General features: G+C 41.1%; 13 protein-coding genes. 5 read left to right on the top strand and 8 right to left on the bottom strand.

Features of this window, described 5'->3' with window-relative positions; genetic code table 11:
* Window positions 1-232 precede the first annotated feature (232 nt).
* Complete coding sequence (locus RMZ41_RS25295) at window positions 233-994, bottom strand: PEP-CTERM sorting domain-containing protein (RefSeq protein WP_322644675.1); 762 nt, start codon at window positions 992-994, stop codon at window positions 233-235.
* 871 nt (window positions 995-1865) lie between these two features.
* Here RMZ41_RS25295 and RMZ41_RS25290 point away from each other — a divergent pair.
* The 4 genes from RMZ41_RS25290 (at window position 1866) to RMZ41_RS25275 (ending at window position 7625) form a co-directional block, all read left to right on the top strand.
* Window positions 1866-3092, top strand: a complete 1227-nt coding sequence (locus RMZ41_RS25290) for an anhydro-N-acetylmuramic acid kinase (protein WP_322644676.1) — start codon at window positions 1866-1868, stop codon at window positions 3090-3092.
* 130 nt (window positions 3093-3222) lie between these two features.
* The gene (locus RMZ41_RS25285) at window positions 3223-3669 is read left to right on the top strand and encodes a hypothetical protein (RefSeq protein ID WP_322644677.1); all 447 of its coding nucleotides are present in this window, start codon (window positions 3223-3225) and stop codon (window positions 3667-3669) included.
* 567 nt (window positions 3670-4236) lie between these two features.
* The gene (locus RMZ41_RS25280; protein WP_322644678.1) at window positions 4237-5250 is read left to right on the top strand and encodes a glycosyltransferase family 2 protein; all 1014 of its coding nucleotides are present in this window, start codon (window positions 4237-4239) and stop codon (window positions 5248-5250) included.
* An 821-nt stretch (window positions 5251-6071) separates the two neighbouring features.
* Window positions 6072-7625, top strand: a complete 1554-nt coding sequence (locus RMZ41_RS25275; RefSeq protein ID WP_322644679.1) for a serine/threonine-protein kinase — start codon at window positions 6072-6074, stop codon at window positions 7623-7625.
* Between the two features lie 458 nt (window positions 7626-8083).
* On the opposite strand, the gene RMZ41_RS25270 is transcribed toward RMZ41_RS25275, so the two are convergent.
* The 4 genes from RMZ41_RS25270 to RMZ41_RS25255 all read right to left on the bottom strand — a co-directional run bounded on the left by RMZ41_RS25270 (window position 8084) and on the right by RMZ41_RS25255 (window position 11842).
* A complete protein-coding gene (locus RMZ41_RS25270; RefSeq protein ID WP_292779026.1) occupies window positions 8084-8281 on the bottom strand; it encodes an NblA/ycf18 family protein in 198 nt (65 codons plus the stop codon).
* Window positions 8282-8942: 661 nt separating this feature from the next.
* Complete coding sequence (locus RMZ41_RS25265) at window positions 8943-9668, bottom strand: Stp1/IreP family PP2C-type Ser/Thr phosphatase (protein WP_322644680.1); 726 nt, start codon at window positions 9666-9668, stop codon at window positions 8943-8945.
* A 17-nt stretch (window positions 9669-9685) separates the two neighbouring features.
* Window positions 9686-11371 (bottom strand): AarF/ABC1/UbiB kinase family protein, encoded by a 1686-nt coding sequence (locus RMZ41_RS25260; protein ID WP_322644718.1) that lies wholly within the window; start codon window positions 11369-11371, stop codon window positions 9686-9688.
* Window positions 11372-11515: 144 nt separating this feature from the next.
* Window positions 11516-11842, bottom strand: coding sequence for a DUF6825 family protein (locus RMZ41_RS25255; RefSeq protein WP_322644681.1), 327 nt, complete (start codon window positions 11840-11842; stop codon window positions 11516-11518).
* A 489-nt stretch (window positions 11843-12331) separates the two neighbouring features.
* Here RMZ41_RS25255 and RMZ41_RS25250 point away from each other — a divergent pair, with 489 nt between their 5' ends.
* On the top strand, window positions 12332-12553 hold the full coding sequence (locus RMZ41_RS25250) for a hypothetical protein (protein ID WP_322644682.1): 222 nt from the start codon (window positions 12332-12334) through the stop codon (window positions 12551-12553).
* A gap of 390 nt (window positions 12554-12943) precedes the next feature.
* On the opposite strand, the gene RMZ41_RS25245 is transcribed toward RMZ41_RS25250, so the two are convergent.
* From RMZ41_RS25245 to murJ, 3 genes are all read right to left on the bottom strand, one after another.
* The gene (locus tag RMZ41_RS25245; RefSeq protein ID WP_322644683.1) at window positions 12944-13207 is read right to left on the bottom strand and encodes a hypothetical protein; all 264 of its coding nucleotides are present in this window, start codon (window positions 13205-13207) and stop codon (window positions 12944-12946) included.
* A 221-nt stretch (window positions 13208-13428) separates the two neighbouring features.
* Window positions 13429-13941, bottom strand: a complete 513-nt coding sequence (locus RMZ41_RS25240; RefSeq protein WP_322644684.1) for an outer membrane beta-barrel protein — start codon at window positions 13939-13941, stop codon at window positions 13429-13431.
* A 356-nt stretch (window positions 13942-14297) separates the two neighbouring features.
* Window positions 14298-15902, bottom strand: a complete 1605-nt coding sequence (gene murJ / locus RMZ41_RS25235; protein WP_322644685.1) for a murein biosynthesis integral membrane protein MurJ — start codon at window positions 15900-15902, stop codon at window positions 14298-14300.
* Window positions 15903-16082: the final 180 nt, after the last annotated feature.

The following is a 16082-nucleotide window of genomic DNA, read 5'->3' as shown; positions in this document are numbered from 1 at the left end:
GATAAGACCAAAACACTTGTAGAGACGGCGATTTATCGCGTCTCGAAAACCAAAATTTTTGATCAATAGCCCTTAACCCAAGCGTATTGGCTCATAAAATAAATGGCAAAAGAATTAGGGTGAGCTTACATAAGTAAGCTCACCCTAACTTTTATTTAATTTTGACTTCTCATTGGAACTTTTGAAATATAGAGAAAATCAAGCAAATCTTACCGAGTTAAGATTGATATCTCTAATAAGATTGCTTTACGCTTTGCAACTTATCGTTCTTACGCTTGCGAAGAAACATACCACCTACAGCCAACATACCTAAAGTAACACTAGGTTCAGGAACAGACTTAGGATCAAAACCTGTAAATTTGTCAGTTCCTGCATGGAAAGAATGGTTGTCACTTTCAAATCCACCACCACCAGTTTGGGTAATGACAATCTTGTTGAAAATATCGTTGCTACTATCTGAGTAGAAGTGAAGATACCCATTTCCTTCACCACCATGCTGTGATGCACGAATTGGTGCAACTGGGTTTACATCCTCTGTTGTAAATGATTTTATCAGAGTATCGCCATTGTAGAAGGAGAACATATTGCCAGAACTGATAGCTCCCCAGTCAATTCCAAAGTAATTCAGGGAACTGCCAAGGCTAATTGTGACTTTATCGCCGCTAAAAACTGCCAGATATTTCCCATCATTGACTTCACCATTTGCTCCAGCCGGTGCCCATACATCTGATCTAACACTGCTGCTTCCACTGGTGTTCTCAAATGAGTATTGAGCGAAACCAGTGGTTGGTGCTTGACCATTATTGAAGTCAATAGTTGTCGTACCCGAAAGCTTACTAAACTCAGAAAAAGCACCTTGGTTAGTTTCTCCATTAAGTCCTGCAATGCCGGTTGTAACTTGGAAGGAAATAGCCTGAGCAGAACCGGCGTAGACAAATGAGGAGATTGCAGATAAAGATAGAGCAGCGATGCAAGCGATTTTTTTAATAGACATTTTTTTGGGAACTTGTAATTTTTTGGGTTGAACAATTCGTTGTGCGACTTGAATTAAGTATGTGCTGTCTTCCCAAAGAAGAATAGGATGAAAATACTGGATTTATATTTTCTGAAAAATTGATGTTTTTGGTAAATAATTTGATATGTCTTCAGTAAGGTAATAAGTGTTTTTGCGTTATAAGAACCTATAAATTAGCTGTTCTTCATCTGAAGATAAAAAAGCTGTAAAGGTTAAAATAGGCATATTAAGAAATTGTATTTTCAGGTTTTGTCCTTGTTAAGGACTAATAAAGATAAATGGACGGTTTTTAAGAACCATTTTTCCTGATAGATATAGATACAGCAGAGTTCAGAAGTCAAACAGCCTAGACACAAGCTTTTGAGACTTAGGTTGTAGGTTGTGTACAACACTCAAATTCACGGGATACATGGTTATTGCTGTTGATTTTAAGATTTTTCCCTTGCTCTGGCTGCTCTTGTTTCTCCAATCAACTGTGCCACCTAGTTTTTTGACATAGGTAGTAACATGAACTAAACTACCTCTCAATACGGTTTGGTTAAGCTCCTTTGCCTACGGCAACCACCTTAATAAGGTGGGTCTGGGGGGGAATGGCACTAAGAAAAGGTAAAATCGTTGAGGCTCTTGGGTGCAGAGGAGCAAAGGAGCAGGGGAGAAAGAAGAAATTTTAGGCATTGCGTTCAGATATTTAGAAATTCCCCTCAGCCCCCCTGCCCCTGGAGCATCCTTACGCCGCGTAGCCTTCAGCTTAACTTAGTGCCATTGGGGTCTGGGGGATATTGAAAAGATTAAAACGTTAACCGAAACGTATTAAATTACTTCTTGACAATTAATAAAAGAACCTCGATCAATGCATCCGACTGAAAAAGCTACTTTCTCTACTCGCGTTATCGGTTTAATTAGTGGCACATCTGTAGATGGCATAGACGCTGCGTTGGTAGAAATTTCCGGTACAGAATTGGATCTCAAAGTGGAGTTGCTAGCTGGGGCAACATATCCTTATCCAGCTGAACTCAGAGAAAGAATATTAGCAGTTGGTGCAGGTATTGCGATTTCAATGGCAGAATTAGCAGAAATAGATGATGCGATCGCTATTGTCTTTGCCCAAGCCGCTCAAAATATTCAAATTGGTCATCAGCCAGCTAGTCTTATTGGCTCCCACGGTCAGACGGTTTATCATCAACCACCTGGAGGAAGAGGGGAGCATAAGAAGAGAGAAATCTTAATTTCTGACTCCGTTATCGCTAACAGCACTCCCTTGGGTTACAGTCTCCAACTAGGGCGCGGTGCATTAATTGCCCATCTTACGGGCATTACAACTGTCAGCAACTTCCGCGTTGCTGATATCGCTATTGGTGGTCATGGTGCGCCTCTCGTGCCTAGAGTAGATGCCTATTTGCTCAGTCATCCTGAACAAGGGCGTTGTATTCAAAATATTGGTGGCATCGGTAATGTAGCTTATATTCCGCCTCGTCATGGCGACTGGCTTTCAAAAATTCGTGCTTGGGATACTGGCCCAGGAAATAGTCTGTTGGATCTGGCGGTGGAACATTTAAGCGCTGGGGCTAAAACTTATGATGAAGATGGCAATTGGGCCGCAAGTGGTACTCCTTGCCATCCTTTGGTAGAACAATGGCTCAACCAAGACTATTTTCATCTACCGCCGCCCAAATCTACTGGTCGAGAGTTATTTGGTGTGACTTACCTGCATCAATGTTTTAAAGATGCTGAAGCATACCAACTCAATGCTGCTGACATACTGGCAACTCTGACGGAACTGACAGCTGCTTCAATTATTCATAGTTACCGCGCTTTTTTGCCAAAAATGCCACAACGGGTACTATTATGTGGCGGTGGTAGTCGCAATCTCTATTTGAAACGTCGATTAGAATTTTTATTGGCATCAATTCCAGTTTTGACTACAGATGAAGTTGGTTTGAGTGCAGATTTTAAAGAAGCGATCGCTTTTGCAGTTTTAGCCTACTGGCGGCATTTGGGTATTCCTGGCAATCTACCTACTGCTACTGGCGCACCTCAAGAAGTGCTTTTGGGAGAAATTCACCAAAGTCACTCCTGAATCTTGAGACAAAAACGATAAAAAATTTCTTCATTCTTCACTTAACACGGGCTAAAGGCCCCGCTATCCATGTACAGCACTGCTATAACTGTAGTCTTGGTAGCACTAGATCGAGACAGGAATATATAAGGTGGCTCATACTTTTTTATTGGAACCAGGACGCTGGGCAATGCAAGGAAATTGGCTGGAACGTAATGGTATGCCAATCAGCGTCAAGGGAATGACTTTGGTAGCTTGGAATCGAGATAACTGGTTCACTATGGCAACTAAGCTGATATTTCCTGGTAGCGATCGCTCAGAAATCTCTTTACAATACAAGGGACGACTACATGAGGGAGAGCGTCAGTATACTTTTTTGTTACAACATAATATTTTGGGACAAGTTGAAGGTGAAGGCTGGATTGGTCTAGACACTATTGTGCAGCGTTACTGGGTAATAGGCGATCGTCAGCGTCGTAGTGGCTTTGAAACCCTACACCGAATTTCAGAAGATAAATATTATCTCAGTAGTGGTATCTTGGCTGGTCATTTTTTAACTAACACAATGGAAGTTAGCTTAGAGCGTCAGTCAATCTAAGAACAATACTGCCTCAATGTTTTTTGTATAGTCTGGGAGCCTTCTACTTAAATAACCTTTAAAGCACTGATTTACCAACATTTAATATCTCCTCATACCTGACCTTAAGGAGTCATTTCTTTTCACCGACCTCTTGAGTTGTATATAGCAATACGGTTCAGTTAAGGCTTAACTCTTTATCAAAGTCAATTTTTTAACGAACTGCATTCGCGTAGTGTCTCGTTAGAGAAGGACGCAAAGTACACAAAGGAAGAGAAGGAAGAAATTCTTAACTGAACTGTATTGTTGTATATAGGACAAACGCAGTGATAGGAAATACTAAATATCGATGGTTTGAAAAACAATATCTTTCGTAAGCTAAATTTATGAAGTGTCCTGACAACATATATGTTGTATTTAGCACTTATGAATGATTAATAAAAAGATGAAACGACGTGTTTACATTGATACACGACATAAATTTTTTGTCCGGCGCGTAAATCTTAGTATAGTATAAGAAAAGTTTTTAAATTATGCTGTCAAGATTTTAGCATTTTTACGGAACTATGTAGCCTGGAGTTCAGTTTCATGAATCCTAAAGTCTCTGTTATTATCCCTGCTTACAATACCGAAGCGTATATTGCAAAATCTATAAAATCCGCTTTAGAGCAAACGCTCAATGACATTGAAGTTATTATCGTCGATGATGGTTCAAGCGATAAAACTGTAGAAGTAGCTAAAAGTTTTACTGACCAACGTCTCAAAGTAATAGTGAATCAAGAAAATCTGGGGGCTTCTGCTGCGCGTAATCGTGCCCTCAAAGTAGCCCAAGGAGAATGGGTTGCTGTTCTTGATTCAGATGACTGGTATGCTCCCGAAAGATTAGAAAACCTTGTGTTGCTGGCAGATAAAACAAATGCAGACATGATTGCTGACGATCTTTATTTAATCCAAGATGGCGCAGCATCTCCTTGGAGTACATTGATTGAAGAAAGTGGAGAACGCATAGATAAGATTTTCCAAATTGATATCGTTTATTTTGTAGAAACTGATGTCTATGGGCAACCAGGGTTGCATTTTGGTTTAAGCAAGCCTCTATTTAAACGCGATTTTTTGGTTAAGCACGGCATCAAATACGATGAGGACATCAGGATGGGTCAAGATTTTTGGATCAACATGAAATGCTTAATCGAAGGAGCCCGCTTTTTTATTGAGCCAAAACCCTATTATTTTTACCGCTCACGCCCTGGTTCTCTTGTATATCAAAGCCCATTGCCACGCCTAAATCAATACTGTAAAGCTACTAACTATTTCATGCAACAAGAGGTTGTGAAAAAAAATCCAGCTTTAATGCACGCTCTGTATAATAATCTTACAGCCTATAATAAAAATCTAGCTTACTTTCAAGTTGTTATGCCTATAAAGCAAAGAAAATGGTTAACAGCATTAATAGAAATCTGGAAAAATCCATACTTTTTTTCTGAATTTATTTCCCGATTGAGCCATATTATTAAGCGTCGGATTCAATACTATATAATGGGCAATAAATCAGTTTTTGATATTTCTTATAATTTAGGGAGAAAGCGAAAATCTCCCAATTAGTAGTACTATAGTTCGCTCTAACAATATCCTTAAGTATTAGAATTATCCTGAAAGTTAAAACCTGTTCAGGTAATAATGATTTGTAACCATCCCTAGATACAAAACAAATTATCCTACTAATTATATGTGAGGCTGCACTTTATTTCCGTAGGGGTAATATCCTACCAAAAGCTGCTTTACATCTAGATGAATTGCCCCTACAGTTTGTAGTTTTGCATCGGAACGTGTTCACCTTGAAAGGGCTACACTCAGCATTGATTATACCCTCTCCACTTTATTGCTTGCGATCGCATAGCTTTATTTTCCGGTTATTTGTCACCTTAACAGGGCTACTCTTATCCCTAATGAAGGTTTTTGGCAGATTCTAGAGTTATCTATTTACTCAAAATTGGGCAAACTAAAACTACACCACAATTAAAGTGCAAAATGATATGAAGCTTCGTTATCTACTCTTTCTGCTTGTTTGCTTTGGAATATTGCACCAGTTGTAATAACCGATCATGGCTTCAATCCTTTAAAAGATGGCTAAAAAAAGCTAGTATAGACTGCGTAAATCCACTTACTATCTCAATTAACAAGACTTGAGGCAAAATCCTGTTGTTAAAGGTAGGTAAGCTTCCGCCTTTAGTAGCACAGCACTATGTAGATAAAGCAACGATTGGAAATCCTCTAAAAGCCTAGTCTATAAGCCTTTTGAATTCCATTTTTGTCTTGTGGTATGAGTCTAGAAATTGATTTCTAGACGTAATAATCCCAGATATCAGTTTGAATGCACTTTTTTTCCTAAACACTTACAACCTGCTTTTGGATTCAAATTTTCTATGTCAGACCCCAACATTGGTCGCTTACTCAGCAAACGCTACCAACTCCAAGAGTTAATCGGTACTGGAGCGATGGGTCGAGTTTATCGTGCTAAAGATACTTTGTTGGGAGGTGTACCTGTTGCGGTTAAGTTTCTCGCTCTATCAATCCAAAATGAAAAGATGCGATTGCAAGACCGCTTTGAGCGAGAAGCAAAAACTTGTGCTTTATTAGGACAAAAAAGTATCCACATTGTCCGAGTCATGGACTATGGCGTAGATGATAACAACACCCCGTTCTACGTTATGGAATACCTACAAGGACAAAGCCTAAACAGTATTATTCGTAAGCAACGGCTACCCTTACCAAGATTTCTGAGTATGGCGCGTCAACTCAGCCTGGGGTTACAGTGCGCTCATGATGGTATTCCCGTTGATGGCACAATTTGCCCAATTATCCATCGGGATATCAAGCCAAGCAATATGCTAGTGATTCAAGACCCTAGTTTCGGAGAATTGGTTAAGGTTCTAGATTTTGGTATTGCTAAGTTATTACAGTCAGATGGCGACCATACAAAATTCTATTTAGGAACATTGGCTTATTCGTCTCCCGAACAAATGGAGGGAAAAGAATTAGACAACCGTGCTGATATTTATAGTTTGGGTGTGATGATGTTTGAAATGCTCACAGGCAAAATGCCACTGGTAGCACCAACTCATTCTTTTGGAGCATGGTATAAAACACATCACTATCAAAAACCACGTTCTTTTACTGAGGTTGCACCTGGGTTAGAACTACCAAAAGAAATCGAAAATTTGGTGATGAGTTGTCTAGCTAAGGTAGCACGCGATCGCCCCCAAAGTATTACTGAAATCCTTAAAGTTTTAGCATCTCTAGAAAAGCCTGAGCATACACGCAAAATTAAGCAAGATACTTATGCCCTAATTCCTGCTGCCAAGGCTAGTCCTGAGCTTGAACAGAAGACTAAAGCCGATTTGCGGGTATCCTTGTCTAACGATGAAATCGCTCGTGCCATTGCCTGGCCCCAAAATAAACCAATTGCCGATATTGTTTTTCCTCAGTCCATTCACAGCAATGGTGAGGTTTTACCAGCGTTGTGGGTGATGCTACCGCAAGAAGAAATTCAGAAGCGCTTTCTCTGTACCCGCTATAACCAATTTCTTTTCATCTCTATTCCCCATCCTATGTTGCTATGGATTACTGTCATCTACAACCGTAAACATGGTGCTAAATGGTTGCCTTACTACCTCGATCTTAAAACCAGTCTTGGTCAAGAAACTACTCGGTTATTACAGGATACAGGCTACTACCGTCTGTTGTTTTTTGCACGAGAAACACCAAATCGCTGTAGCCATATCTTACTTTCCAGCGTCGCTTCTGCCCAGCGCCAAAGACTGCAAGAGTGGGTCGCAATGAGCAACACATTGATGTCTTCTGCCGACCCGCAAATGAGTAAAAGCTTGCTTAAAAACGAGTACGAAAAAATTAAGCCTCAAATCTTGGCAAAACTGGAAAGCATTGATACAGATTCTCCATACGATCTTTCCAGTTAAGTTTATTTGTATTACGTGTCTTATATGTAACTAAGGGGTATTAGCTTAAAGAATGTAAACTTTTATAAACAAAATATATATAAAGATGTAAGTTCTAGTTATATGTATAAAGAGTGAAATTACAAGTTGCCAAATCAGGGCTATCTAAAATTATCACTGAATATTGTTGTGTGGATATTTCAGGAAATTGGAAATTTACGCAGGTGTAATTCTTACACTAGGCGAAAGATAACAATAAAGAAGTTTGGCTAAACAGAACATGAATCTTAGCTGACAAAGCTAAAATCGTGTAGAGATTCAGTAGATATGCCGTCGAAAAGTTTACTAGTTGTGAGTTTAATTCTTGTATTGCTCTGATGGAATTGGTTATCGAAGTTGACGCCCCGACATCCCCAGCTCTTTTCCTCCTTGGAACCAAGCAAGAGAAGGAGGTCGTCCACTGCGACAGTAGAACGACTCTATGCCATAGTGGAACCGGAATCTAAGCCCCACTGGTGCTTAAGAAGCTCCTGATAAGTTGCCTCACGCACTACCATTTGCTCATAGAGTTTTACCAAAAAGTCTTTGGCTTGATCGTGGCTCATGTTTTGAACTTGAGTGGCAAATGAACAGATGCTGAATTGCTGTTCCAAGGATAGTTTCATTGGTTGGCTCATAGTTAACTCCGAAAAAACAACGTGTAAAGGTAATATCGCTTACAGAAGTCCAAATGGGATAATAATTGGACTTATATTTGTCCAACATTTGTTCCTCCGTATTAAGGAAGATAACAATTGTTTGACAGATTGCCCACATCCGAAGTGTGGAACTTTTTTGATATGATATCTTGCACCTAATCCTACTGATATACTACCCAAGTTAGTCGAGCCGTATTCCAGAAAATAGGCTCTGTTTGAACGAAGGTAGAATAACATACCTTTCACTCCTTTCTGCTTTGCACAAGTCTCTTTTGAGGAGATGAGCAGATTTTGTCCTGAATTCTATAGTTCCCTGTTTGAGAGAAACTAAGGTGGTGTCTTCCCAAATATGGAGGAAACTTCGGAACGTGGACTTAAAGGAGGTTGGGGAATGAATGGTAATAAGCGTGAATTATAATCGCTCTACCTTATTATGTGCAAGATGTCAATTTATCGATTTTATGCAAATTCAGCCTCATTAGGTCTTTTTAGAGGCTAAAAATATTTGTATCAAATTGTAAAAGTGAAAAATGCTCACACTGAACAAATTACTGAGTATATCTACCAGATTTGTCATAAGTCATTTGTCAGTTGTCCTTTGTTCAAGGTTACTAAGCATTGACTAATGACTAATGACTATTTATTCGAGTGAAACGATCACAACTGTGATGTTATCGTGCCCTCCCTGCTCCTTAGCAGCCTCAATTAGAGAGATGGCGGCTTTATCAAGCCAAGGAGCATCTTGGAGGCAGCTAGCAATCTTCTGTTCTACAAGTTCTTCTGTTAGACCATCACTACATAACAGTAGGCGATCGCCAGCTTTTACATCTAGTGGTTGCACATCAACTTGATGCAAGTCTTCACGCCCCAAACAGCGCGATAATACATGACGAAAAGGATGCGATCGCGCTTCATCTAAGCTGATGTCACCGATTTTGATTGCTCGTGCAACCCAAGTGTGGTCTTCTGTTACCTGTTCTAATTGCGACTCTCGAAAGCGATACAGCCGCGAATCGCCAACATGAGCGCACCAGGGCGGCTCTGGAGCGCGAAAAATTACTGCTACAACTGTTGTACCCATGTCGGCGCGTTCAGGATGATTTTGCTGATCTTGCAAAATCGCTTCATTAGCACCCCACAAAGCTTGCTCGAGTAATTCTTGAGAAGATTTAGAAGATTCCCAATTTGCCAGCAAATACGCCTGAATTTCTTCAGTGGCTATGCGACTTGCTTCTTCACCTCCAGCATGACCGCCCATTCCATCGGCGACAACGAAAAACCGCCCTTCTGGGTCGACATAGTAAGCATCCTGATTATTAGAACGAATAAGTCCCGGATCGCTAAAACCCGTGAAATTAAGTTTCATAAATTTTTTTGCAACAATTAATACATCCGATCGTAACGGTCAAGGCGCAAAAGTAGTCTGATCAGGATTACTGAAATCCCTAGTGCAATTAAACCAGGTACTAGTGCCCACAATACATAATTGCTAACCACTAAAATCGTAGCTGAAAGTGTGAAACCACTAATTAACAGAGCATAGCTCATTGAAAGCTGAATGCTGCTTTGTCGCCGCAATAGTCTTTCAGTTTCTATAGAACGAACGCGGAGGCGCATATCTCCCCGTTCTAGCTTCTCTAACGTATCCTCTAACCTACGTGGTAGCCCAAAGGCAGTACTACTTACCTGAGCCGCTTGACGACTTAATTCGTTAATAAAGGTATTCCCCTCAGAACCATTCATATCGGTCATAAGCTGCATTGCATAGGGTTTAGCAACTTCCATAAAGTTAAACTCTGGATCTAAACCTTTACCTACACCTTCTAGGGTAGAAAAGGCTCGCATCACAAAAGTGAAGGTTGCTGGAAATCTAAATGGCTGATTATAAGCTATTTCATAAAGGTCGTCACTGATTGCCGCGACCGATTGATTTTCAAAGGGCTTATCCATGAAATGATCCAGCATATACTGGACAGAACGCCGCACTGGGCCCATGTCATCAGTTGGGGCGATCGCACCTAAATCGATCAGAGATTGCACAACGCGATCGCCATCTTTTTGAGCGATACCAAACAGTGTTTGCATCAGTCCTTCGCGCACGTTGGATTTAATCCGCCCCATCATGCCGAAATCGTAGAATATTAAAGCCCCATTTGCACTAATGGCAATATTGCCTGGGTGAGGATCGGCGTGGAAAAAGCCACTATTGAGTAACTGTAGTAAGTAAGCTTGAGCGCCTTGACGAGCGATCGCCTTTCGATCTAAACCGGCTGCTTCTAAAGCTTCGTATTGGCTAATTTTAATTCCAGGGAGATATTCTAAAGTCAGCACTCTGGAACTAGCATAACGCCAGTATACTCTTGGGACATTCACCCAATCGTAGCCGCGAAAGTTCCGGCGAAAAGTATCAGCGTTACGACCTTCGTTAAGATAATCAATTTCTTCCCAAAGAATGCGACAACATTCTTCATAAATACCTAACCAATCTCTTCCCCGTCCCCATTTGGGATGGTTTTGAAAGTAGCGGGTAATTCCTTTGAGAATTTGTAAATCTATTTCAAATAATTTCTTTAATCCAGGGCGTTGCACTTTCACAACAACCGATTCTCCACTATGCAGTACAGCTTTGTGTACTTGCCCCAAGCTAGCAGCAGCTAAGGGAATCGGTTCAAAATTATGGAAGAGTTCAGGAATTTTCTTGCCTAATTCTTTCTCAATGGTCGTTTCTACTTGCTCATAGCTAAATGCCGGTACTTTGTCTTGTAATTTGGCTAATTCTTCTACATATTCACCAGGAAATATATCAGCACGGGTAGAAAATAGTTGCCCAACTTTTATGAAGGTTGGGCCTAAATCCAGCAGGGTATTGCGAATCCAGACCGCTTGGGCTTTGCGTCTTGCAGCTTGCTTTGCCTCAGTCACACCACCCGCATAACTCCAAGATTTGTTGTATAGCCAAAGTTTGAACAATAAGGTCAAGACAAAAGACCAAATGTCCACAAAACGCCGTCTGCTAGAGTATTTTTCCCGATTCCAACGGTATGCCTTATCTGAATAACCTTGTTCCATATCCTTTGTGTACCGTTGGTTTGCAACCGAATCACTTGAGAGAGAAGACACTCTGATTCCTAAACTGTTTTTTCTTATAATGTCATTTGTCATTTGTCATTTGTAAATAATTTTTGACCAATGACCAATGACCAATGACTAGATTTACGCAGAAGTTCTGCGATAATGTTGCAATTCTGTTCGTAACAGGGCAATTTCTGCTCGTAATTCATCAATATCTGCTTGCAAGTCACCTGAATCAGAACTGGCTTGTCCACTACCGGTAGTAGCTTGACCCGAATTAGCTGCTTCTGCTGAACGATTTGCCCGCTCTAGGACTTCTTCTGTAAACTGGCGTAACTGCTCTCTAGCTTCTGCATCAAATTTACCCAGATCGCTCAAAGCATCGGTCAAGGCGACCTCTAAACGCTCATTAACTACTTCGGCTACTGCTCTGCCTACGAAAAAGGCTTGTACTAGTGGGTTACTCATAAATTTTTGTTACGTTGATCCGCAAGAGAATTATAACTTGCCTGTATGCTTTACGGCTTCTGCTGAGGAGTTAGAGATTTGGCGTTGCTGATGGCTAAAGTAGTTAATTAGAAAATATGCTTGATGAAATTTTATAAAATACGACAATCTTTAGGCAGGTAGAACTAGTAGTCTGCCAACCCAAAAATGCTAAGTGAGGACTGGGAAAAGGGGAAAGGGAAAAGGGTAAGGGATTTAAACCCTTTCCCCCTTCCCCCTTCCCCTTTACCCCGCCAAGTTTCCTTGGCGAACTACTAGCTATATAATTGATAAAATTCGCATCTACACAGGTAAGGGCGCGCATAGCCCCACTTTGCATAGTCACTGACAATGTATGTAACTGATTCGAGAAAGTTAAAACCGACTTCCACCAATGCCCCATAGATATGGAAAATTCTCATAACATAGTGGCTGAGTTAATGACACTAGCTCCTATGGGCCCAAGCAGAGATGCAGAATTTTATTGTAGGGCTGCGATCGCTCTTTCTCGGCGTTGGTTCCTTGCACTGGAAATATAACCATTTGCAGCAAGTACCAAAAAAACTAGCTGAACGTGTCATTTACAGCAATGGCAATGGTGGTAATGGCAACGGTAATAAAACAGGAGTCAGAATACAGAACGGGCTAAACGCCTCGCTACCGCTAACAGAATTCAGAATACTCTACCCATAAAGGGATAGAGTTTTGAGGCGAGAATATTTTAATTTTTTTCACTTGACTTCGGGCGAAAGCCGTGTATTGGGGCGTTCGCAGTAGCGTCTTTAAGAGTTGCCAGGTTTTAACCTCTATTCGTCACCCACTCGTACATAATTCATACCTGTTAGCGATAGCGGGGCGTTTAGACCATTCTGACTCCTGAGTTCTGAATTCTGACTCCTGAGTTCTGAATTCTTCTTATAAATGATTTTGGACTTTAGGTTGTTCTTACACCATCGTAGGCTTTTTTAATTTGCGATCGTTAAAAACCAGAGCAATTCATATAGATGCAAAGCACATCTATCGTAGGATATTGCCCCTACAATAGATGTGGTTTTTCAAAACATTTATATTTATTCTTTCCTGTCAACGAGTAAGCTTTATGGTTGATGCACCGCCAGGGATTCTCAGGTTGGCATAGTCGCCGCTTAGTTGAACACGTGACGGTGGTTGGTGTAGGACTACACAACATCTTTGAACTGCGGCTTGATATTCTCGCCATTGCTTACGGATTGCTATACTGGCGGCATCGTCACCTAAGTCTGAAAATCTTAGCCCAGCCCGAATTAGCCAAGATTCTACATCAGTTGTTTCACCGAGTATTTCTTGAATGGGATTAATCTTTTCCATGAGTAATATCTTTTATCTATATTTAAAATTGGTCATTTCACTTTAAAAGAAACTATCAATAATGACCAACATAATTGGTTATCAAAATCATAAATAAAAATGATTAAAAAAATGTGTCATATCTGGGTATGAGTACCTAGATATGACAGAACGAATTCCTATTACAGCTGGTAAACATCATGCTTTAGCTTGCGAATAAGCTGTTTCCTAGCTCGTAAGAACTAGAAACGATAGCCTAATCCAGCTTGGAAGCTGACAGCATCAGCATCACTATTTCTGTAGGCATCAATACCCCATTTAGTATCACCATAGGCAATGACATTCTTGCTAACTTCTGATTCAATACCAAGGGTGACTACAGGTGCATTCTGATTGCCCAATGGGGTTTTTTGACCTTCGTCAGTTACAAAGGAATAACCACCACCGAAGTAAACGTTAGTATTTTTGGCGATGGGCGCATCATAAGTCACGATGGGCATAATTGCAGCAGCATCACCACCATACAGCACAGAACCACGCAGGGAAACAGGTGCATTAGGAACGGCGTAACGTCCTTGAATATTACCGCCAATTTGTGATTCATCGTTTCCTTGTCCGCCACTGGTTGCACCAACTGCAACACCAGCACCGATGTAATTACCGTTTGTACCGGCTGTTTGAGCAGAAGCAATTCCTGCCGAGAGGACAATGGAAGCAGCAGCGAGGAAAGAGGCAGCTAATTTTGTAAATTTCATAGAATTCTTCTCACTAGAGTTAGGTAAAATCAATCTTCTCTAGTACTAGAATCTCTTTTTTTACAAAATGTAACCTCGCACACCTGGTTCACCCAAGTGGCTGAATTCTTTCTCACCCACTTGGGTGTGCTAATTGAAGAATTCAGGAGTCAGAATTCAGGAGTCAGAATCCAGGAGTCAGAATCAAGATGCTCTCTACGAAAAGACTCTTGTTTCCGAAGTGTCTCCAATATTAGAAGAGAAGGCTTTATATTGCGCTATCCACTTTTTCGGTGATAATTTATTCTGTTAGCGGATAGCTAAGGTTTAGCCCATTCTGACTCTTGACTCCTGAATTGTATTGCGATCGCTAAGAGTTATTTCTTCAAAAAACGTTGACGTAGGCGAGATATAAAAGTATTCACCTCTGGTATTTTCATCCAAGAAGCGATCGCAGCAAATACCGCAATACCTACAAAGCCAGATACGCACAACTCCAATACCAAAATCAGTAAACCCGTTTTACCCAGTAATTGCTGAGAACCAATCAATGTACCATAGCTTGCTACTCCAGCTACCACGCTACCAGCAGCCAAACCCAAAATTGGCAAACTCCACTCACGCCAAGGTAAGCCATTGAGTTTGCGATCAAGTAACCATAACAGCATTAACATTGAGCTACAATTTACACCCACTGTTGCTAACACCAAACCGGGAGCGCCAAAAGGTTTAACGAAAAACCAATCTAATATGATGTTGAGCAAGATGTTAAAAACACTGATGCGAAAAGGCGTTTGTCCATCGCCTAAAGCGTAGAACACCCGCACTAAAACATCACGTCCCAAATAGACAAACATCCCAATTCCGTAAGCGACTAACAAGGATGAAACTAGCTGTGTGGCTTCTGGTTTGAAAGCACCACGCTCATATACCACCTGCACAATGGGTACTGATAATGCTACCATCAGCGCCCCTAAGGGTAGCATGGTGAAGGCAGTGAGTAGCAGTCCTTGGCGAATGCGTAATTTTAAATCTGGCCAATTTTCGGGGCCAGCAAGTTTGGCAAATATTGGTAACAGGGGCAGTAAAATAATATTTGAAATAATCCCTAATGGAGTTTGGACTAATAGATTCGCATAGTTAAATCCTGCCGCAGCACCAGGGATAGGACTGGCGAAATAAAGGTCAGTAGCAACATTAATTGGCATCATTCCAGAGGAAACTGTCGCCGGAGTCATGATTTTAATGACTTCTTGAACGCCTGGAGATTTAAAATCAAACCGCAGGCGTAATGTGCCGAGTCCTAATCGCCACTGGACAATTAGCTGCACTAACCATTGGAGAACTGCTCCTGCTAAGGTTCCCCAAGCTAAGACCATTCCCCCAATTAAAGCGTACTCCGGCTTAATAATATCCTTGCCCAGTTGCATCGCCAGGATACCAAGACCGATAACAACGGTAATACTAGATAATAAGGGACTAATGGAAAGTAACCAATATTGATTGGCTGCGTTGAGAGTACCGAAGCCAATGCCAATTAAACCAGCAAATAAAGCCATTGGTGCCATAATGCGGAGTTGTTGAATGGCGATCGCTCTGGTTGTCGCTTCCAAACCATGACCAACTAAATCAACGATCGCATCCGCAAATAAAACTTGAGCAACTGTCACCACCAACAGCAATCCAGCCACCAGCGTTGTCACGGTTTCCACTAAAGGAGCCGCTTCTTCTCGCCGCCGCTTGGCTAAAACGCTGACAACTGCACTATGTAATGGCCCATTTACACCACCGAGTAAGATCAATAGAAAGCCAGGGATAATATAGGCATAGCTATAGGCGGTAGCAGCAGCACCAACACCAAAAGCCGCAGCGATCGCTTGCTGCCGCACTAAACCGAAGACTTTACTAATTAATGTGGCTGCGGCAACAATGCCAGCAATTCCAGCGAAAGAACGAGAGGGTTTTTGGTCTTGTTGTGTCACGAATAATACCCGGCAACTCTTGCAGAGTGCATATTTTAAAACATTTAACCTGAAATACCTTAGTCTGTCAGGTAAATTTTGGCAAATCAGTCATTAGTTTATAGTCTGATGGCAATCATTTTAAGTGTGATGCCTGCGGGGAGCAAAGCAAAATTACCGAATTAGCTCTTATCTTAGTAA

Source organism: Nostoc sp. DedVER02 (assembly GCF_034530675.2).
Lineage (GTDB): Bacteria > Cyanobacteriota > Cyanobacteriia > Cyanobacteriales > Nostocaceae > Nostoc.
This window is presented reverse-complemented; position numbering and strand designations above follow the sequence as displayed.